This is a genomic window from Cryptosporangium minutisporangium, assembly GCF_039536245.1.
Lineage (GTDB): Bacteria > Actinomycetota > Actinomycetes > Mycobacteriales > Cryptosporangiaceae > Cryptosporangium > Cryptosporangium minutisporangium.
The window spans coordinates 55385-74479 of sequence record NZ_BAAAYN010000003.1 but is presented as its reverse complement, the minus strand read 5'-3'; the positions used below and the strand labels follow the sequence as shown (position 1 = coordinate 74479).

Below are 19095 nucleotides of genomic sequence, written 5' to 3'. Positions count from 1 at the left end.
CTCCGCCGTGAGCCCGGCCATCGCCCGACCCCGCCCCGCCGCGCCGAGTCGCAGGCCGGCCAGCACCGTGGCACCGCNGGGCTCGACGAACTCGAACCGCAGCCGGGCTTCCGCGCCGACTGGGTGACCGCCGGTCTGAGCGCCGCCGCTCCGGCAGCCAGAACGATCGTGGCCAGGCCGGTGACGGCGGCGCCCAGACCGGCGGTCACCCAGTCGGCGCGGAAGCCCGGCTGCGGTTCGAGTTCGTCGAGCCCTCCCACCGGCTCGACGAGGCCCGCCGCGACACCGCAGGCCAGCGCCGCTCCGGTGGCGACCACCACGGTCGCGCCGACCGGAGCGAGCCTCGCCAGAACGCGCTCCGGAAAGGTCAGGCCGAGCATCGCCTCGACGCGCTGCGCCCGGGCCGAGCCGGCGTGGTGCCGCGTCAACGCCTGGGCGACGACGAGCAGCACGTCGGCGGCGGCCGCGGCGTCGGCGAGTAGCAACCCCGCCCTGGTCGCCCGGCGCGCCGGCCGGACCACGGCGTCCTCGGACTCGGCCGGGTACACCGCCTCGGCGGCGGCCTGGCCGGGGCGCTCCGGCTGGCTGCGGAGGAGCCGATCGACCGCGGCCGCGAACGCCTGCCGGTCGGTGGTCGACGGACCGAGCCGGACGTAGGAGATCCGGCTCAGCTCCGCCTCGCCGTAGCGCGCCGCGAACGCCGGGGTGGTGAGGACGTGCGAGGTGTACGTCCCCCAGGTCGGCATCCGGGCGATGCCGACGACGCGCAGCGGCACCGCCGGGCCGGCCGGTTCGCCGAACCCGGTGGCGAACCGGTTGAACTGGTCGAGCGTCAGCATCCGGAGCGTGAACCCGGTCCCCACCGAGGCGTGCAGGAACTCGGCGTACCGCTCGGAGAGCAGCACCTCGCCGATCGCCGCCGGGTCCGGCGCGCGGCCGCGCACGACCACCGGCGTCACCAGGCCCGGCGACGGGGTCCCCATCGGGCCGGTGACCGTCGAGTAGGTGAGGTTCTGCCCGGCCATCACGATCTCGCCGACCCACATCCGCGCCGTCCACGACGTGCGGACGCCGGGCAGTGCGCCGACGGCCGTGCTCAGCTCTTTCCGGTCGGCGGGGACGAACACCCGGGCGTCGTCGCGGTGAACGGCCTCGACCAGCCGGGGGTACGCGGAGGTGGTCCGCTCGGTCACCACCGCGCCGGCCACGACCAGCCCGCCGGCGAGCCCGATCAGCAGTCCCAGCGCGAGCAGGGCCGCCCGGCGGCGACGCCACTCCGCGCGCGCCACCAGCGCGATCGCCGCCCAGGACACTCAGCCCGCCTCGCCGACCGGGACCCGGGCCGCCACGGTGGTACCGGCGCCGGGGCCCGACCGGACCTCCACCTCGCCCCCGACCGCGCCGACCCGGTCGGTCATGTTCTGCAGTCCGGACCCCGGGGGAACCGCGGCCGGGTCGAATCCCGGGCCGTCGTCGGACACCTCCAGGACCAGTACTCCCCCCGGCTCACGCCGCAGCCGGATCGTGACCGCCGCACCGGACGCGTGCTTGGTGACGTTCTGCAGCGCCTCCAGGCAGCAGAAGTAGAGCGCCGCCTCGATCTCCAGCGGGAACCGGTCCGGAACACAGTCCAGGTCGGCGCGGAGCCCGCTGCGCTCGACGGCGCCCGGCAGGGCCTGCGCGAGGCCGGCGTCCCGGAGCAGCGCCGGGTAGACGCCGTGGGCGAGGTCGCGCAGGTCCTCCAAGGCCCGTACCGCCAGCTGGTCGAGCTGGTCGAGCAGCGAATCCGGGCCGTCTGTCGTCCCGACCTCGCGGAGCAGTCCGAGCCCGACGGCGAGCGACACCAGGTGCTGCTGGGCGCCGTCGTGCAGGTCGCGTTCGATCCGCCGCCGTTCGGCGTCGGCGGTCGAGACCAGGCGCGACCGGGACGCGCGCAGTTCGGCGTTGGAGCGGCGCAGGTCGCGCAGCGTCTGCTGGAGCCGGCTGTCGACCTGATGGTTGTGGAGCGCGGCGCCGAGCCGCCGGGCCGTCTCGGCCAGCGCGCGGTCGTCGGCGGGCGAGAACCGCTCCTGGTCGCGGGCGCGCCGCAGCACCACCAGCGCGAGCAGGTGCTCACCGTGCCGAGCGGGCGCCACCCGCACCTGCGCGGCGGGCGCCCGGGCGAGCAGGTCCGGAACCCAGGTCCGCAGCCATCCGGGGCCGACCACGCCGACTCGCCGGAGGCGCTCGACCGCCTCGACCGCCAGCGTGTCCGGCGGCGCCGCTCCCGCGCCCGGAACGCGGACGAGGAGGTCCAGCGCACCACCGTCGCCGGTCCAGATCTCGACCTCGGACGCGCGCCACCGGCGGCGCACCGCGACGGCCAGCTCCCGCAGCAGGTGCTCCACCGCGACACCGGCCGAGGCCTGGGTCACGAATCGGTCGAGCACCGCGTCGGTGGTGTGCCTGCCGCCCCGGGCCAGACGCCCGGCGGCCCGCCGGGCCGAGCGGAGAAGAACCGGGGCGACCGCGGCGACGGCGAGCATCCCCACGCCGACCGCGGCACCGACCCGGCTCTCCCGTGCCTCCGGGAGTCGGCCCAGCACCAGCAGGGCGACCACGGGTCCGAGCGCCGCGGCCGCGCCGATCGCCGCGACCCACGCCGCGGCGGTGAGCGCCGCGTGCGCGTGCCGCCGCGCCAGCGGGACGAAGCCCGCCACCAGACCGGCGCCGACTCCGATCGCCAGGCAGAGCGGCGCCACCAGCGCGGGCAGCCACTCCGCCCAGCGGAGCACCACCGCACCGCCGCCCGCCACCGCACCCCACAGGGCTCCGGCCAGCAGGAGCGCGATCCGGGACCTCACGCGGGTGCACCGGCGGCGACCACGCAGCCGTCCCGCATCCGCACCACCCGGCCGGCGGCGGCCGCGACCGCCGGATCGTGGGTGACGACGAGAACCGTCTGTCCGGACTCGTTCAGCCGGGCGAGCAGCTCCAGCACCTCCGCGGCGCCTGCCGAGTCGAGCGCGCCGGTGGGCTCGTCCGCCAGGAGCACCGGCGGCTCGTTGGCGAGGGCACGGGCGATCGCCAGCCGCTGCCGCTGGCCGCCCGACAACTCCCCCGGTGCGGCGTCCGCCTTGTCCAGCAACCCCAGCAGGTCGAGCAGCTCCGCGGCCCGCTGCGCCGCACGTCTCCGGCCGACGCCGCCCAGCAACGCCGCCAGCCGCACGTTGTCGGCCGCGGACACACCGTCGAGCAGCTCGAAGAACTGGAACACCAGGCCGACGTGGCGCCGCCGGAACCGCGCCGCGGCGTCCGCGCCGAGCGTGTCGACCCGGACGCCGCCGACCTCGACGGCGCCGTCGTCCGGCCGGTCCAGGCCCGCGATGACGTTCACCAGCGTCGACTTGCCACAGCCGGACGGGCCGGTGACCGCGACGAACTCCCCCGGCTCGACGGTGAGGTCCACGCCGCGCAACGCCGGAACCGGTGCGGCGGAGTCCTGGTCGAACGTCTTCCGCACCCCTCGCACCACCAGGGCCGCACACACGTCGGTCACCGTAACCGGCGGTCCGGCCGTCCGGCACGGAGGTTGCCTGGCGAGCCGAGGGAGAGGTAGCACCCCCCGGTCAGAAGAGCGTCGCGCCGCGCTCGCCGAGCATCACCGCGGTGGCGTTGGTGCCGCGCCGGGGAACGACCGGGAGCACCGACGTGTCGACGACGCGCAGCCCTTCGACGCCGCGCACCGCGAGCGTCTGGTCGACGACCGCGCCGGGATCGGTGTCCGGCCCCATCCGGGCACTCCCGGAGAGGTGGAAGTTGGAGTTCAGCGACGTCCGCAGCCACCCGTCCAGCGCGGCGTCGTCGGCGAGCGTCCGCGCGTCCGGCGCGGTGATCGACGCGACCCGATCGGCGAGCGGCCGGGTCCGCAGCAGCTCCACCGCCGTCCGGACGCCGGTCCGCAGCCGGGCCCGGTCGGCCGCCGGCTCCAGGTAGTCGAAGTGCAGCTCCGGGCTGACCGCGGGGTCCGCGGAGACCAGCCGCAGGTGGCCGCGGCTCTCCGGACGCTGGAGCGCGACCATGAGGTTCACATCACCCTGCCGGATCAGCTGGGTGGCCAGGCGGCGCAGCGAGACGCCGCGCAGGGCGGAGAACGTCCGCCGCGGCCGGCGCAGCACGTCCGACGCTCCCTTGCGCAGCGACGTCCGGCCGCTGCCGGTGTCGGTCATCATCGCGCCGAGCGGGATGACGAACAGCAGCAGTTCCAGGTCACCGGCGGGATCGGTGCCCGAGTCGAGGTTCAGCGCGACCTGGGCGGTGAGCGTGTCCGGGTCGAACGGAACGTCGTCGGCCGGAGTGAAGCCGACGTACACGTCCGGGTGGTCCGACCAGTCCTGGCCGACCCCCGGTAGGTCCGCCACGACGTCGATCCCGGCCGCCCGGAGCGCGTCGGCCGGCCCGATTCCGGAGAGCATCAGCAGGTGCGGCGACTTCACCGCACCGGCCGAGAGCACGACCTCCCCCGCCCGGATCACTTCGGCCCCGACCTGGACGCCGACCGCCCGGCCGCCGGCGAGCACCACCCCGGTCACCTCGGTGCTTCCCCGCAGAACGAGGTTGGGCCGGTCGAGGTGCGGCAGGAGGTGCGAGATCGCGGTGTTCACCCGGACGCCGTCGAGGAAGTTGCCGGGCATCAGGCCGACGCCGGGCCTCTCGTCGCCGTTCTTGTCCTTCTCCTCCGCGAAGCCGGCCGCCAGACACGCGTCGAGGAACGCGGCCGACAGCGGGCTGAGCGCCTCGCCCTTCACCCGCTGCACCGGTAGCGGGCCGTCACTGCCGTGCAGGTCGCTGACGACGTCGAGGTCGTTCTCGGCGCGGCGGTAGAACGGCAGGCAGGCTTCGTACGACCAGGCAGTGTTGCCGAGCGCCACCCAGTCGTCGAAGTCCGCCCGGGTCGCGCGGACGAAGTTCGCGCCGTTCATCGCGCCGGAGCCGCCCAGCACCCGGCCCCGCGGGATCGTCCACGGCAGGTCCGGCGTCAGGTAGCCGGAGAGCGGCCAGTTGTACGGGTTGCCGGGCAGCACCGCCGAGAGCGACGAGACGCGCAGCAGCTCCTCCGGGAACGCACCCGGCGTGCCGAAGACCGGGCCCGCCTCGAGCAGCAGCACGCGGCGGTCCGGGTTCTCCGACAGCCGGGCAGCGAGGACGCACCCCGCCGTTCCGGCGCCCACCACGACGACGTCGAACTCGCTCATTCCCCCCATTGTGACGCGCCAGGGCGGACGTCAGGCCCAGGGAGCGCCTTCCGACTCCTTGATCACGTGCTCCATCCACCACTGCGGTGCGTTGTCGATGATGTTCTGGATGTTCGAGTAGTCGTGCCAGCGGCAGATCTTCCCGTCGCGCAGCTGCGTCACCGAGACGAACGGGTGGTCGAACTCCTCGCCGGTGCTGAAGACCCACCGCTCGACGTGCTCGGTCATGACCAGGTCGCCCTCGCCGATCATCCGGGCTCCGGGCTGGTGCCGGTACTCGGCCAGCGGCTCGAGCCCGGCGCGGAGCCGGCCGAGGACGGCGTCCGGGCCGGTACCGCCCGGGCCGGGGCCGCCCACGTCGGTGTAGTGCGCGTCGTCGGTGAGCAGAGCTTTCATGCCGTCCCAGTCGCGCACCGCCAGCGCGTCCCAGAACGCCTGCACGACCTGCTTGTTCGCCTCGACCTGGCTGCTCATCAACTCTCCTCGCGGTGTGGCGTCAGGATTCCGTGCGGGACGAACCGGTCCAGTCGGAGACGAGGTGCGCCCAGCGGTCGGAGATCGTCTGCTCCAGCTGTGCCATCTCGTCGGGCTCGATCTGCGGTCCGGCGTCGCCGGAACGTTCGAGCGTCGGGAGCAGGGCGTGGAGTTCGTCGCCGGTCAGACCGATCGCGGCGAGCGTGTCGGCGTCGCGCTCGACGTCGATCTCCTCCGGGAGAGAGGATCGGGCGACGAGGACCGCGAGGTCCTCGTCGCCCTCCTCGAGAAGGAGGTTGGCCAGGCTGGCTTTCGCGAGGCGCACGGTACTCAGGCCGGACGGCGGACGGACAGAAACCGGCCGTTGTCCCGCATGACGGCCTTGCAGTCCTCGTCGCTGTAGTCGTAGTTCTTGAGGTCCTTGATGTAGGACGCCGGCTCGGCCAGGCCCTCGACGTGCGGGTAGTCCGAGCCCATCAGGATGTGCTCGGCGCCCATCAGCCGCAGCAGGCTGGCCAGCTCGTCCTCGTAGAACGGCGAGACCCAGATGTGACGCTTGAACGTCTCCCGCGGGTCCTCCGGGTAGAGGTGCGGCACCTGGCCGAAGGACTTGGTGAGCTTCTCGAACAGGTGGAACACCCAGTCCGACCCGACCTCGATCGACGCCATCCGCAGGTTCGGGAACCGCGCGAACAGTCCGAGCGCCAGGTGCGAGGCGATCGTGTCCTGCAGCGCGTTGGCCGAGATCAGCCCGCGGAACGCGTTGGCGCGGAACGCCTCGGTGAAGTCGTTCTCACCCCAGTCCTTCAGGTACTTCGTGTAGGGCGACTCCCCACCGTGGTAGAGCACGGTGATGCCGGAGTCGTTGGCCAGCTGCCAGAACCCGTCGAACATCTTGTCGCCGGGCGCGCGGGAACCCAGCGCGGTCATCACCGGCCCGCCCACCATGACGACGAACCGCGCGTCGCGCTCGAGGGCCCACTCCAGCTCGCGCACCGCGTTGTCCGGGTCGGACAGCGTGATGTACGGAGCGGCGAAGATCCGGTTCTGGTAGGCGAAGCCCCAGTCGTCGTCCAGCCAGCGGTTGAACGCTCGGAACGCCGCGGTCATCGCCGGCAGGTCGTCGATGAGCGCCTGCTCCATGCCGACGCCGAGCGTCGGCAGCATGATGCAGCCCTCCATGCCCTGGCGGTCCATGCAGGCGATGCGCGCGTCCCGGTCCCGGTACTCCGCCCGGATCGGCTCCAGCTCACCGAAGAGCTGCTTCACGTCCGCGCTCTTCGGGTTCCGGCCGCGGAAGTACTCGTCCATCACGCCGGGCGCCGCGACCGGGTCGAACGTCGGGTTCGGGATGAACTTGTTGATCTTCCCGCCGACCAGCAGGCGGGTCTTCCCGTTGATCTGCGCCCACTGCATCGTGCGCTTCTTGTACTCCGGCTCGATGTGCCGGGTGAACGCGTCCAGCGCCTCGTAGTAGTGGTTGTCGCAGTCGAAGAACGTGAACGGCAGCTCGGTCATGATGTGTGTTCTCCTTCTCAAAGCCCGAGGAGGCGGGCGGCGTTGCCGTAGAGGAACTTCGGCCAGACCTCGTCCTTGAACGGCACGAGCGGCATGTCCCGGAAGATCCGCTCCAGCGACAGGCCCATCGGGAAGTAACCGGCGTAGAGGACCTTGTCCGCGCCCCGTGTGTTCGCGAAGTCGACGACGGCCTTCGGGTAGTACTTCGGAGCGAACGCCGACGTGGAGTAGTACAGGTTCGGCCACTTGAGCATCAGCTTCACCGCGAGCTGCTCCCACGGCTCGCACCCGTGCCGGGTGACGAACACCAGCTCCGGGAAGTCGAACATCACCGTGTCGATGCGGGAGACCTCCTGCGGCGCGAACTTCAGCCGCGGCCCCGGCACGCCCGCGCAGACGAAGATCGGGATACCCAGCTCCACACACGTGGCGTAGATCGGGTACATCTTCGGATCGTCGATCGGCACCTGGGGGAACGTCCCGGACGGGAACACCGACGTCGCCCGGATCCCGAACTCCTCGTACTCCCGCTTGATCGCCCGCACGCTCCCGACGACGTCGTTCGGGTCGTCGATCGAGCCGGACGGAACGAACCGGTCGGGGTGTTTCTTCAGCGCGAGCCTCGACGTGTCGTCGCCGACCCCCACCAGGCCCTTCTCGATGTTGAACCGGTCCATCTCGTGCAGCGTCACCGCCACCGGATCGGACGTCGGCAAGTCCTTCGGGACGTTCTTGAACATGTACTCCGCCGGGAACTCCATGCGCTCTTTGGAGTCGGCGTCCTTCGTCTGCTTCCGGATGAAGTCGTACTGCGCGAAACCCTCGTGCGGGAAACCGATCATCGTGTCGATGACCGGAGCGCCGGCCGGAAACGCCATGCGGGCCCTCGCTTTCGCGTGCGATATCGGCTCGGATGCGCCGCGCCGACGAACCGGCCCTACTCTGAAACAGAATTCTAGTTCTGTCAAGACGCTCGACGCCGCTCCCTCTTGACCGGTGCGCGCGGCGCGCACTAGCGTCGGTTGTATATTTCATACATTCTTAGACGCGGGAGCGCTCAACGGTGAGTAGCGATCCACACCTGACCGAGCTGGGCTTCTACACGCTCGCCGGGCACACGCGCAGCCCGCGGGATGTCGTCAGCGAGATGCCTGCCGCCGAAGCGCTCGGCCTCGGCGCGGCGTTCATCTCCGAGCGCTACAACTTCAAGGAAGCGGGTGCGATCGCCGGCGCGATGGGCGCGGTGTCCGAGACGCTCGGCCTCGCCACCGCCGCGACCAACCACAACACCCGGCATCCCCTGCTCACCGCCTCGCTCGCGACCACCCTGCACACGATGACCGGCGGGCGGTTCGCGCTCGGCCTCGGCCGCGGTGTCGACCTGCGGTTCCAGGCCATCGGGCTGAACAAGGTCACCTCGGCGCAGATCGAGGACTTCGCCGGCCTGATGCGCCGGCTCTGGAAGGGCGAGGCGATCTTCGGCCACGAGGGCCCGGCCGGCTCCTATCCCTATCTGCACCAGGAGTCGTACTTCGACTTCGACATCCCGATCCTGCTGGTGGCGATCGGCCCGAAGACGTTGGAGCTGGCCGGACGCGTCGCCGACGGCGTCGTCCTGCACACCTACTTCTCCGACCGGGCGCTGGAGACCGCGCTCGCCGCGATCGCCCGCGGCGCCGAGTCGGTCGGCCGCGACCCGGCGACGATCCGCGTCTGGTCGGTGCTGGCCACCATCGGCGACCACATCCCCGCCGAGGTCCGGCTGAAGAAGAGCGTCGGACGCCTCGCCACCTACCTCCAGGGCTACGGCGACGCGCTGGTCACGATCAACGACTGGGACCCGGCCGTCCTGGCCCGGTTCAGCGCCGACGAGATGGTGCAAAGCTTCCTCGGCGCCATCGACGACCGCGCCACCACCGAGCAGCTCGAGCACCTCGCGACGCTGCTCCCGGACGAGTGGCTCGCGGCGGCCGCCACCGGCACGCCCGACCAGTGCGCGGCCGAGGTCGCGCGTCAATTCTCCCTCGGTGTCTCCGGGGTGGTCCTGCACGGCGCGACCCCCACCGAGCTGGCGCCGGTGGTGAAGGCCTACCGCGCGGTCCGGCCGGCGTCGCTGCCCACCTACCCCGCCAACCCCGGGAGGGTCGCGTGAGCACACCCCCGCTGCCGCTGCCGGTCGAGGACGACCCGACGCTCGTCGCCGACGACCCCGCCGACCTGACCCCCGAGTGGCTGAGCCGGGTGCTCCGGCTCGGCAGTGATCTGGACGTCCGGGTGCGCGACGCCAGGGCGCAGCGGATCGGCACCGGGCAGATCGGCGCCAGTTACCGGGTCGTGCTGGAGGGGTCCGGCGAGGCGCCGTCGAGCGTCGTCGTCAAGATGGCCACCGGTACCGACCGCAGCATGGTCAGCCAGGGCTTCGCCTGGGAGGTCGGCTTCTACCGGCAGCTCGCCGAGCGCGTCCAGGCCCGGGTCCCGCGCTGCTGGTACGGGGCGATCAGTCCGGACCACACTCGGTTCACGCTCGTGCTGGAGGACCTGACGCCGTCCGTGCCCGGCAGTCAGGCCGCCGGCTGCTCCCCGGAGCGCGCGCGGCACGCGGTGGTCAACCTGGCCGGCCTGCACGCCCCGTTCTGGAACAGCACGTTCCTGGCCGGCGGGCTGCAGTGGCTGCAGCCGACCGACGCCGAGGGCGCCGCGTTCCTCGGCGCACTGCACCGGGACGCGACCGACACGTTCGTGAAGCGCTTCGGGGCCGACCTGCCCGCCGCCGACGCCGAGACGCTGCGCGCCGCCGCCGAGCTCACCGAGGGCTGGCTGCGCCGGCACCAGACGCCGTTCTCGCTCGTCCACGGCGACTACCGGCTCGACAACCTGATGTTCCACCCGGACCGGCCGGAGGTGGCCGCGCTGGACTGGCAGACGATCTCGGTCGGGCACCCCGGCCGCGACGTCGCGTACTTCCTCGCCAACTCGCTGAGCGCCGACGACCGGCGGGCCACCGAGAACGAGCTCGTCGCCGCGTACCACGCGGAGCTGGTCCGCCTCGGCGTCCGGGGCTACTCGCTCGAGGACTGCCTGGCCGGGTACCGGACCGGAGTACTGCACGCTCCGCTGATCACGGTGCTCGGCTGCGTCTACGCGACGGCGGAGCGGAGCCCGGCGGCCGACGCGATGTTCCTGTCGATGACCGCGCGGGCGTGCCAGGCCATCCGCGACCTCGGAACGCTGGACGCCGCGGCGGCTTAGAGCTGCACCAGCACCTTGAGCGCCGTGCCTGCCTCCAGCTCCGCGAACGCGTCCCCGACCGCCTCCAGCGGCACGGTCCGGACCAGGTCGGTGAGCGGGAACCGTCCGTCGCGCACCAGGTCGAGCACGGCCGGGAAGTCGTCGCGGTAGCCACAGGAGGCGACCAGGTCGACCTCCCCGAGGAAGGTGGTGAGTGGATGGAACGACACCGGCTCGAGGTAGACGGCGACCGTGACCACCCGGCCGCCCGGGCGCACCGCCGCGAGCGCCAGCGTGAACGCGGCCTGGACCCCGGCCGCGTCGAGGACGGCGTCCGTGCCCTCGCCGGCGGTCAGGGCCCGGACCGCGTCCGGCACGTCGTCGGCGCCCGGGTCGAGCACCAGGACGTCCGGCGCGCCGACCGCCGCGAACGCCCGTGCCGCCGCTACCCGCCGCACCGGCGACGGCTCCGAGACCACGATCCGCCGGACGCCCCGGGCCAGCAGATCCAGAGCGCACGCCACGCCGATCGGCCCGGCGCCGATCACCAGCGCGGAGCCACCGGGGGTCAGGTTCGCCCGCGCGACGGCGTGATGAGCCACCGCGATCGGCTCCACCAGCGCTCCCTGCCGAGCGTCGACGCCCTCGGGCAGCACGTGCACCATGCTCGCGCGGACCACCGTGCGATCGGCCAGCGCCCCGGTCCGCGCGGAGAGCCCGTGCCACTGCATGGCTCGGCACAGGTGGTAGTCGCCGCGGCGGCACGGCGCGCACCCGCCGCACGTCCACATCGGCTCGACGGTGACCAGGGTGCCGGGCCGGACGTCTCCGGCCGCCGGGCCGACCGAGACCACCTCGGCGGAGAACTCGTGTCCGAGCACCATCGGCGCACCGTCGGCAGCGCCCGCGCCGCCGTGCCACACGTGCAGGTCCGAGCCGCACAGGCCGGTGTAGAGCGGCCGCAGCAGCACCTCGTCGGGGCCCGGCACCGGGTCCGGCACGGTCTCCACCCGCAGGTCACGGGGGCCGTGCAGGCGGGCGGCGCGCATCAGCCGCGCCGGGCGTCGACGACGGCACCGCTCGCGGGGCCGGGAACCGTAGACGCCTGGTCCGCGAGCCGTCCGCCCGCCGCTCCTGTCATGCCGGGCAGCGTGGCATCGGGGCTGGGGCGAATCAAGAGTCGCAGTATGCGAACGGCCGGACGGCCGTGAGCAGGCCGTCGCCGCAGACCGAGCGGCTGATCGATCTGGTCGACCTGCTGGCGTCGGCGCCGACCGAGGAGTTCACGCTCGCCGACATCGCCCGGGCGGCCGGTCTCGGCAAACCCACCGTGCATCCGATGGTCGTCGCACTGGCCCGGCGCGGGTGGCTGCTGCGCGATCCCGGGACGCGCACGTACCGGCTCGGCCCAGCGCTGGTCGCGGCCGGCCGAGCCGCTGCCGAAGGCAACCCGGTGCTCACCGCGGCCCGTCCGGTGGTGCGCGATCTCGCCGCGGCGACCGGCCTGGTCTGCGTCGCGCTGGTCGCCGGTGGTGTGCCCGGCGAGGAGGACGACCTGGTGGTCGGCGAGATCGCCGACCCGGCCGACGACCGGCGACCGTCCGCTCCGACCGGCCAGCGGTGGCGGGGCCACCCGCGTGGACTGCGGCCCGGCGACCGGATCCCCCCGCGTCCGCCGCTGGGGGCGGTGCAGGTGGCGTGGTCGGATCCGGAGACGATCGACCGCTGGCTGGACCGGCTCGACGCCGAGCAGCGGGCCGACGCCGCCGGCGAGCTGGCCCCCGCGCTGGCGGCGATCCGGGAGCGGGGCTGGGCGCTGGAGGTCGGTGACCAGCTGCGCGAGCGGCTGGGGCGGCTGGTGGCCGACTTCGACGCCGACCAGCGCAACGCCGAGCACGCGGCGGCCCTCCGGCGGGTGCTGACCGAGATCGGCCGGGCATTCGGCGTCACGGAGACGCTGCCGACCGCGATCTCGCCGGACGGGCAGTACCGGGCCTCGGTCGTCAACGCGCCGGTGTTCGACGCCGCCGGCGGCGTCGCCGTGGTGCTGTGCCTGCTCTGCGTCCGGGAAGGGCACCGGGTGCCGCTGCGGACCGGCGCGGAGATCGTCGCGCTCGGCACCCGGCTACGCGCCTCGGCGGAGTCCCTGACGCACGGCCTCGGCGGCCGTTGGCCCCCACCGTTCGCATAGTGCGACTCTTGCTTCGCACTAGAACACGATGCAATTCTGCGGGCCCGTCGCCGCTCGCTGAGGAGCAACTCGATGACGCTTCCCCGCACGATCGCCACCGAGGTCGCGGCCGGCCGGCGCACGCCGCTGCGGTTCGGGATCTTCCTGGCCCCGTTCCACCGCGCCGGGCGTAATCCGACGCTGCTGCTGGAGCAGGACCTGGAGCTGGTCGAGCACCTGGACCGGCTCGGCTTCGACGAAGCGTGGATCGGCGAGCACCACTCCGGAGGCTGGGAGATCATCGGTTCGCCGGAGGTGTTCATCGCGGCGGCGGCGGCCCGCACCCGGCAGATCCGGCTCGGGACCGGCGTCGTCTCGCTGCCCTACCACCACCCGCTGAACGTCGCGGACCGGCTGGTACTGCTCGACCACCTGACGCGCGGCCGGGTGATGCTCGGCGTCGGCCCCGGCCAGCTGGCCTCGGACGCGCACATGCTCGGCATCGACACCAACCGGCAGCGAGCCATGATGGAGGAGGCCCTGGACGCGATCGTCGCGCTGCTCGACGGTCGCGAGCCGGTCACCAGGGAGACCGACTGGTTCACGCTCCGGGACGCGGTGCTGCAGCTGCGTCCGTACCGTCCCACCGGGCTGCCGGTCGCGGTGGCCGCCACGTTCTCGCCCGCCGGTCCGCGCACGGCCGGACGGTTCGGCGCCGGGCTGCTCTCGATCGCCGCCAGCCAGCCGGGCGGCACGGATCTGCTCAGCACGCACTGGCAGACCGCCAACGAGGTGGCCGCCGAGCACGGTCAGGTGATGCGGCGCGACGAGTGGCGGCTGATGGGGATGATGCACCTCGCCGACACCGAGGCCCAGGCCCGCGAGGACGTGCGGTACGGGCTGGTGGATGTGCAGAACTACCAGGCCAAGGTACTGCCGATCCCGCTCGACCCCGACTCCCCGCTGGAGGCCCGGATCGAGCAGGGCATCGCCACCGGCTCGTTCGTCTGCGGAACGCCGGACATGGCGATCGCGCAGATCGAGCGGCTCTGGGAGCGGTCCGGCGGGTTCGGCGCGTACCTCCTGATGGCCGCCGACTTCGCCGGCCGGGAGGCCACCCGGCGCAGCTACGAGCTGTTCGCCCGGGAGGTGATGCCGCACTTCACCGGCGCGTCGGCCGGCCCGCTCGGGTCGCAGGACTGGCAGGTCGGCTTGTCCGAGCAGTGGCGCGACCAGACCGCGCAGGCCATCGGTAAGGCGATCCAGGATCACGCGGCGAGCCGACCCGCCAGCAGCCCCGAGGCGAGCCAGGACCAGACACCCGACGGGGCGGCGGGCCGGCCCGCCAGCAACGCTGAGGCGAGCCGGCCCGACCGCGCGACCCGATAGCTGCCCGGCGGAGTCAGCCGGGCGGCGGCCGGTACGGCTCCGGCGGACGGTAGTGGTCCGGCTGCCAGTGCTGCTGCTGCGGCGTCGCGCCCGGGGCGCCGTCTTGCCCGGGCTCGGGTGGCTGCTCCCACCAGCCCTGCTCTTCGGCGCGGGAGGAGCCCGACGGCTGGGCCGACGGGACGCCGGACCGCCGACCGTCCGACCAGGACGCGTCCAGCGGAGTCCGCTGCCGGGGAATCTCTCGCCACGGCCGCTCGGCCGCAGCGTCCGGGAGACTCGGCGGTCCGACGGCCCACCGCTCCGACGGCACGCCCCGGTGCGGCCCCCCGCGTTCCGGATCACCCGGGTACGGCCCCACCGCGGCCGGCCACCTCGCCGGCGCCTCTGCCTCGTACGGTCCGGCCGGGAGAGGCGGCGCCGGAGCCGGCACCGGTGGCGCCGGGACGCGCCGGGCCGAAAGCCGCGGATCCGGAGCCGGCGGGGCGCCCTCGGCTTCGAACTCGGACGGATCGCTCCGGCCGATCCTCGCGTAGACCTCGGGCCGGGTCTCCCGGATGATCAGCGCCGCGATCACCGCCAGCACGAACGGCACGAGGATCATCGCGAGCACCAACCAGGTCGCGCCGCTCGTATCGCTGGTGTCCAGCTCGGGCACGTGCGTCAGCCCGTAGACGACGACGAGGAACAACGTCACCGCGGAGAACGCGGCGGCGACGACCTGGCCTTCCCAGCCGAAGAACCCCGCTTCGTCCGCCTCACCGCGGAGGAACCAGACGGTGGCGGACAACGAGGCGAGCATCAGCATTCCGAACAGGCCCAGCGTGGCGCCGATCGTCACCCACGTCTTGAGGGCGCCCGTCTCGTCCGCGAAGACCAGCGCCACCAACCCGCTGATGAGCGGGTGCGCGATGTTCAGCAGGATCGGGCGCCTGCCCCGGGCGTTGGGGCGGATCAGCGCGGGGGGCAGCACCCCGTCCCTGGCGAGTCCGGCCAGCTGCCGGACCAGCGCGCCCTGCAGGCCTACGGTCGCGCCGAAGATCCCGGTCAGCAGCACCGCCATCAGGATGTTGGTCACCATCACCGCGTGCTCCACCCCGACCACCTGGGCGACCAGCACGGGGAACAGCGCCGGACCGGCCTGCTGAGCGATAGCGGTGGCGTTCGTCGGCCCGACGAGCGCGCTCACCGCGAGCGCCCCGGCCACCCCGACGGCCGTGGTGACGGCGTACGACAGATACGTGGCCCGGGGTAGCGATCGGACCGGGTTCGCCAGTTCCGCGGTGTAGTTGGCGGCGGTCTCGGTGCCGGCGGACGCCATCAACGCCAGGACCAGCGTGACCCCGAACGAGCCGGTCAGCAGCCCGCCCGGTTCGAGGCTCTGGTAGGACACGGTGCCACCGGCGGGCGAGGAGAACGCGGCGACCATCGTGACGATCACCGTGACCAGCTGGATCGCGAGGATGACCGAGAAGATCGGGACCAGCTGACGGGCACGGAGCCGGCTCAGCAACGCTCCGGCCAGGGCGCAGAGCGCGATCCCGATTCCGATCGGGACCTCGACGTCGAACAGGCTCTGCGCCAGGCCGTTGAGCACGCCGGCGAAGAAGCTGTACAGAGCGGCCATGAGTCCGATGTAGGCGACCAGGATCACGGCCCCGGCGCCGATGCCGATCGGCCGGCCGAGGCCGTGGGCCACCTGGACGTAGACGCCGCCCGGGTGTCGCAGCCGTTTGGCCAGGCCGCTGTAGCCGAACACGAATCCGAGGAGGATGACGCCGGCGAAGGCGAAGACCAGCGGCGTCGCCTCGACCTGCCCGGACCGGTAGGCCTCGGGTACCGCGCCCCAGAGCACCGTCAACGGCGTGTGGGTCACGAGCAGGAAGATGAGGAGGTGACCGGTGCGCAGCTGGCCACCGACGAACGGTCTCGAACGGGTGGGCGACGGCGGCGCTGCCGAGGTCGGTGCCATGACGAGCCTTCCGACAGGTCGACGGGCCCCGGGTCATCGGCAGACGTCGTCCCCGAGCGCGATTCGGTCACCCCGGCCGATCGCGACGGCCCGGGAGAAAGCATGGACCGGGTGAGGGGTGGACCGGGTAGAGGTGGCCCGGGTGCTGCTGGCCCGGGTGCTGGGTGGCCCGGGCACTGGTGGAGCAGTGGAGCGGGTCGGCGGTCCTCGGCACGACGAGCGTCTGCGAACCCGGACACGCGTCGATCGCGTGAGGATGGGATCGGAACTGGGACCGGACTCTAGTTATCGCACGTCACACGAGTCAACAGCAGATGGCGGAAAGGTGGAACAGGTTCCACCGAACGGTTGGAGCGGGTCGGAGTTGCTCTTGGACGTCCGCGGTCGCTTAGCCTGCCGGGATGAAGCCGACGTGGCTCGACAACGGCGACAGCGTCGCCTCGATAGTCGGGGCCACTTTCGGCGTTTTGTCGTTCATCGCCATGATCACGCTGGCGGCACGTGATCGGCACACTGCTCCGTCCCCGGCCCGGCCGCCCGGCGCACGGGATTGTTCCGGGTGATGCTCGGGTTGTCCCTCACCGCGACGGCCTGCGCGGTACTCGGCGTGCGATGGTGGACACCGCTGCGCTGGGCCGCGCTCGCACTGGGCCTCGGCGCTCTGCTCGCGCTGGCCGGGGGCGTGGTCCGCCGCGCCCGCGCTCCGAAGCTCCTGCCGCCGGCGGTCCGCGAGCTACTCGAGGCCCAGCGGGCCAGGGCCGAACAGCCGCGGTACGTCTTCGGGTCGCTCGCTCCCCCCGGCCTCGCCTCGATCTACGTCGAGCAGCTGACCGATACTCCCGAGCGGACGGGTACCCGGATCTCGACGGTGCCCCAGATGCTTCGCGAAGCGCGCCACGTGGTCGTGGCCGGCGGACCTGGGTCCGGCAAGTCCTCGATGGTGGATCACATCCTGCGGGAATCCGCCGGATGGTGGCTCGTCGCCCGGCGGACCACGCGGGTGAAACGCGCACCGTACGGCGCCGTCGTCCAGGGCGTCGAGCAGTACCAGATCCGCCGGTTCACCACACAGGACGTCCGGCAGTTCGCGGTCAACTGGTTCACGGTTCGCTCCGGGAACGGCCTGGCGGACCCGCGGCAGGACGTCGAGCGGTTTCTCGCCCGTGTCCGCGAGTCGCGACTGGACGCGCTCGTGCGGGTGCCGCTGCTGGCCACCATGGCCGCACTCCTCCACGAGACCGACAGCGACCGCCGAATGCCGTCCGGGCGGGCGGAGCTCTGCACCGAGTTCGTCGATCTCCTCCGTCGCGGCCGCCCGGCCGAACCGCCGACGGACGAGTTCGCCCGATGGCTGGACGACCACCTAGATGCGCTGCTGGTCACGCTCGCCTGCGCCCAGGTCGACGGCGGCGACGTCCGGCTGATCGAGGTCGCCCGGGAGTGGGTCCGGACGCAGCGGGAGGCCCGGTTCGCCGACCTCGCCGAGTTCCGCTGGATCGGGATGCTGCGCAGCCAGTTGATCGCCAGCGGGCTGTGCGTCCTGCGCGGCACAGACGTCGGCTTCGTCCATCAGAGCCTGGCGGAGTACCTGGCGGCCGATCCGAGCACCCAGAGCTTCGACCCGGCGGAGTTCCCGCAGTGCCTTCGTGATCCCGCCGGCCGGAGCCTGGCGTTGTTCCGGCTCGCGCGATGCGGAAAGCCGGCGGATCCGCTCGTCGAACGGCTGCTGGAGGGTCCGGACGCCGATCCGGTCGCGGCCGGTCTGATCGTCGCCGACGGTCATCGTCGGGCCCCAAGGCAGCGGCAAGACCACCACGGCGATTCGTCTCCTCCTCGACCTCCTCGCCCGGCGCGAGCCCGACGACCCGGTGCCGCTCCTGGTCCCGGCGTCGTCCTGGAACCCGGACGACGAAGGGCTCGACGACTGGTTGGAGGGCTACCTCCGGCGGACCTACCCGTTCGTCGGCGACGAGGCGCCAGGGCTGCTGGCGGACCGCCGGATCCTCCCGGTCCTGGACGGACTGGACGAGGTGGCGGTCGCGCACCGGAGGCGCGCCTACCAGGCGTTCGAGGACGCGGCCGACCGGCCGATCCTGGCGACGCTGCGGAGCCACGAGTACTCGCGGCTCGTTCGGCGCGGTTCGCCGCTGACCGGCGTGGCGGTGATCCGGACCCAGCGCGTGCACGTCGACGACATCGTGGCGATCCTGCGCGGGTCGAACGACGGATCCGCGTGGGAGCCCGTCTTCGCGGCTCTGCGCAGCCGGCCGTCGGGTGCCCTTGCCCGAACCCTGTCAGTGCCGCAAACGCTCGCGCTGGCCCGGACCGCCTATGCGTCGCCCGGCTCGGACCCGAGCGAGCTGCTCGATCCCGCGTTGCGGCGTCCGGCGGACCTCGAGGCTCACCTGCTGCGCCGTTACCTGCCGGCCGCGTACACGCCGGATCCGCGCTCCCGGGCCGCGGGGCTAATCCAGTGGGCCCCCGGCCGACCGGTCCGATGGCTCCAGACGCTGGCTCGCCTGATGGACGACGTCGGTACCCCGGAGTTCGTCTGGTGGCGACTGGAGCGAGCCGTCCCGAGGTTGGCGCTCGTACTACTGGCCGCCGCCCTCGGCCTGCTGTCCGCCGCTCCATCCCTCCTGCTCGTGCCGGACGGCGACGGCTTCGCGGAGACGTTCAGTGGTTGCCTGGGTGCCGCGGCGGTCGTTTCGTTCTTCTGGGCGGCCGCGGATCTACCGAACGCCACCGGAGCGACCAGCCTCCTCGCCCGAAGCCCCGGGCGCGCACTCCGACGGTCGTTCCTGTTCCTCGCGTCGGGGCTGGCACTGTTGACGACGAGTTGGCTGGCGTTCGGCGCCGAGGTCGTCCCGACCTTCGGCGTGGCCGGCTTCTTGGCGACCCTGTTCTGGTCCGGCCCGTGGGGTCGGTGGATGCTGACGCGCGCCATTCTCGCGGTCCGCGGCGATCTGCCGTTCCGACTACCCGCGTTCCTTGCCGACGCGGTGCGCCTGGGCGTGCTGCGGACCTCGGGCTCGTCGTATCGCTTCAGCCACTACCGCCTGCAGGAACTACTCGTCTCCTCGCCGACCACGGACGTCCACGGCACGTCGTGA

15 protein-coding genes are annotated in these 19095 nt (G+C 72.8%); 5 read left to right on the top strand and 10 right to left on the bottom strand.

Going from position 1 to position 19095, the window contains the following annotated elements; all coding sequences use genetic code 11:
* Positions 1 to 1313: 1313 nt before the first annotated feature.
* From ABEB28_RS02535 to ABEB28_RS02505, 7 genes are all read right to left on the bottom strand, one after another.
* Positions 1314 to 2843: a sensor histidine kinase gene (locus ABEB28_RS02535; protein WP_345726301.1), complete on the bottom strand. Its 1530-nt coding sequence runs from the start codon at positions 2841 to 2843 to the stop codon at positions 1314 to 1316.
* Positions 2840 to 3529, bottom strand: coding sequence for an ABC transporter ATP-binding protein (locus ABEB28_RS02530; RefSeq protein ID WP_345726300.1), 690 nt, complete (start codon positions 3527 to 3529; stop codon positions 2840 to 2842). Before ABEB28_RS02530 ends, ABEB28_RS02535 begins: the two co-directional genes overlap by 4 nt.
* Positions 3530 to 3608: 79 nt before the next feature.
* Complete coding sequence (locus ABEB28_RS02525; protein WP_345726299.1) at positions 3609 to 5234, bottom strand: GMC family oxidoreductase; 1626 nt, start codon at positions 5232 to 5234, stop codon at positions 3609 to 3611.
* 30 nt (positions 5235 to 5264) lie between these two features.
* Positions 5265 to 5708: a nuclear transport factor 2 family protein gene (locus tag ABEB28_RS02520; protein ID WP_345726298.1), complete on the bottom strand. Its 444-nt coding sequence runs from the start codon at positions 5706 to 5708 to the stop codon at positions 5265 to 5267.
* A gap of 22 nt (positions 5709 to 5730) precedes the next feature.
* Positions 5731 to 6033 carry a hypothetical protein gene (locus ABEB28_RS02515; RefSeq protein ID WP_345726297.1) on the bottom strand — a complete coding sequence of 101 codons (303 nt, stop codon included), beginning with the start codon at positions 6031 to 6033 and terminating at the stop codon, positions 5731 to 5733.
* A gap of 5 nt (positions 6034 to 6038) precedes the next feature.
* The gene (locus ABEB28_RS02510; protein ID WP_345726296.1) at positions 6039 to 7226 is read right to left on the bottom strand and encodes an amidohydrolase family protein; all 1188 of its coding nucleotides are present in this window, start codon (positions 7224 to 7226) and stop codon (positions 6039 to 6041) included.
* A gap of 17 nt (positions 7227 to 7243) precedes the next feature.
* Positions 7244 to 8104 (bottom strand): amidohydrolase family protein, encoded by an 861-nt coding sequence (locus ABEB28_RS02505; RefSeq protein ID WP_345726295.1) that lies wholly within the window; start codon positions 8102 to 8104, stop codon positions 7244 to 7246.
* 185 nt (positions 8105 to 8289) lie between these two features.
* On the opposite strand from ABEB28_RS02505, the gene ABEB28_RS02500 reads away from it, so the two are divergent.
* On the top strand, positions 8290 to 9378 hold the full coding sequence (locus ABEB28_RS02500; protein WP_345726294.1) for a TIGR03857 family LLM class F420-dependent oxidoreductase: 1089 nt from the start codon (positions 8290 to 8292) through the stop codon (positions 9376 to 9378).
* The gene (locus ABEB28_RS02495; protein ID WP_345726293.1) at positions 9375 to 10475 is read left to right on the top strand and encodes a phosphotransferase family protein; all 1101 of its coding nucleotides are present in this window, start codon (positions 9375 to 9377) and stop codon (positions 10473 to 10475) included. The genes ABEB28_RS02500 and ABEB28_RS02495 overlap by 4 nt, the downstream gene beginning before the upstream one ends.
* Here the strand turns inward: ABEB28_RS02495 and ABEB28_RS02490 are convergent.
* A complete protein-coding gene (locus ABEB28_RS02490) occupies positions 10472 to 11503 on the bottom strand; it encodes an alcohol dehydrogenase catalytic domain-containing protein (RefSeq protein ID WP_345726292.1) in 1032 nt (343 codons plus the stop codon). The two genes, ABEB28_RS02495 and ABEB28_RS02490, sit on opposite strands and share 4 nt — an antisense overlap.
* 158 nt (positions 11504 to 11661) lie before the next feature.
* Here ABEB28_RS02490 and ABEB28_RS02485 point away from each other — a divergent pair, with 158 nt between their 5' ends.
* Together ABEB28_RS02485 and ABEB28_RS02480 are read left to right on the top strand one after the other, a co-directional pair.
* On the top strand, positions 11662 to 12645 hold the full coding sequence (locus ABEB28_RS02485; RefSeq protein WP_345726291.1) for a helix-turn-helix domain-containing protein: 984 nt from the start codon (positions 11662 to 11664) through the stop codon (positions 12643 to 12645).
* A gap of 72 nt (positions 12646 to 12717) precedes the next feature.
* Positions 12718 to 14013, top strand: coding sequence for an LLM class flavin-dependent oxidoreductase (locus tag ABEB28_RS02480; protein ID WP_345726290.1), 1296 nt, complete (start codon positions 12718 to 12720; stop codon positions 14011 to 14013).
* A gap of 13 nt (positions 14014 to 14026) precedes the next feature.
* On the opposite strand, the gene ABEB28_RS02475 is transcribed toward ABEB28_RS02480, so the two are convergent.
* Together ABEB28_RS02475 and ABEB28_RS02470 are read right to left on the bottom strand one after the other, a co-directional pair.
* Complete coding sequence (locus ABEB28_RS02475; protein ID WP_345726289.1) at positions 14027 to 15982, bottom strand: APC family permease; 1956 nt, start codon at positions 15980 to 15982, stop codon at positions 14027 to 14029.
* A 1363-nt stretch (positions 15983 to 17345) separates the two neighbouring features.
* Positions 17346 to 17798 (bottom strand): hypothetical protein, encoded by a 453-nt coding sequence (locus tag ABEB28_RS02470; protein ID WP_345726288.1) that lies wholly within the window; start codon positions 17796 to 17798, stop codon positions 17346 to 17348.
* 52 nt (positions 17799 to 17850) lie between these two features.
* On the opposite strand from ABEB28_RS02470, the gene ABEB28_RS02465 reads away from it, so the two are divergent.
* Complete coding sequence (locus tag ABEB28_RS02465) at positions 17851 to 19095, top strand: hypothetical protein (protein ID WP_345726287.1); 1245 nt, start codon at positions 17851 to 17853, stop codon at positions 19093 to 19095.

Bases quoted from the DNA above. Each gene is read 5' to 3' on its own strand.
- ABEB28_RS02490 (WP_345726292.1), bottom strand. From the start codon at position 11,503: ATGCGCGCCGCCCGCCTGCACGGCCCCCGTGACCTGCGGGTGGAGACC.
- ABEB28_RS02475 (WP_345726289.1), bottom strand. From the start codon at position 15,982: ATGGCACCGACCTCGGCAGCGCCGCCGTCGCCCACCCGTTCGAGACCG.
- ABEB28_RS02520 (WP_345726298.1), bottom strand. From the start codon at position 5,708: ATGAGCAGCCAGGTCGAGGCGAACAAGCAGGTCGTGCAGGCGTTCTGG.
- ABEB28_RS02480 (WP_345726290.1), top strand. From the start codon at position 12,718: ATGACGCTTCCCCGCACGATCGCCACCGAGGTCGCGGCCGGCCGGCGC.
- ABEB28_RS02505 (WP_345726295.1), bottom strand. From the start codon at position 8,104: ATGGCGTTTCCGGCCGGCGCTCCGGTCATCGACACGATGATCGGTTTC.
- ABEB28_RS02510 (WP_345726296.1), bottom strand. From the start codon at position 7,226: ATGACCGAGCTGCCGTTCACGTTCTTCGACTGCGACAACCACTACTAC.
- ABEB28_RS02525 (WP_345726299.1), bottom strand. From the start codon at position 5,234: ATGAGCGAGTTCGACGTCGTCGTGGTGGGCGCCGGAACGGCGGGGTGC.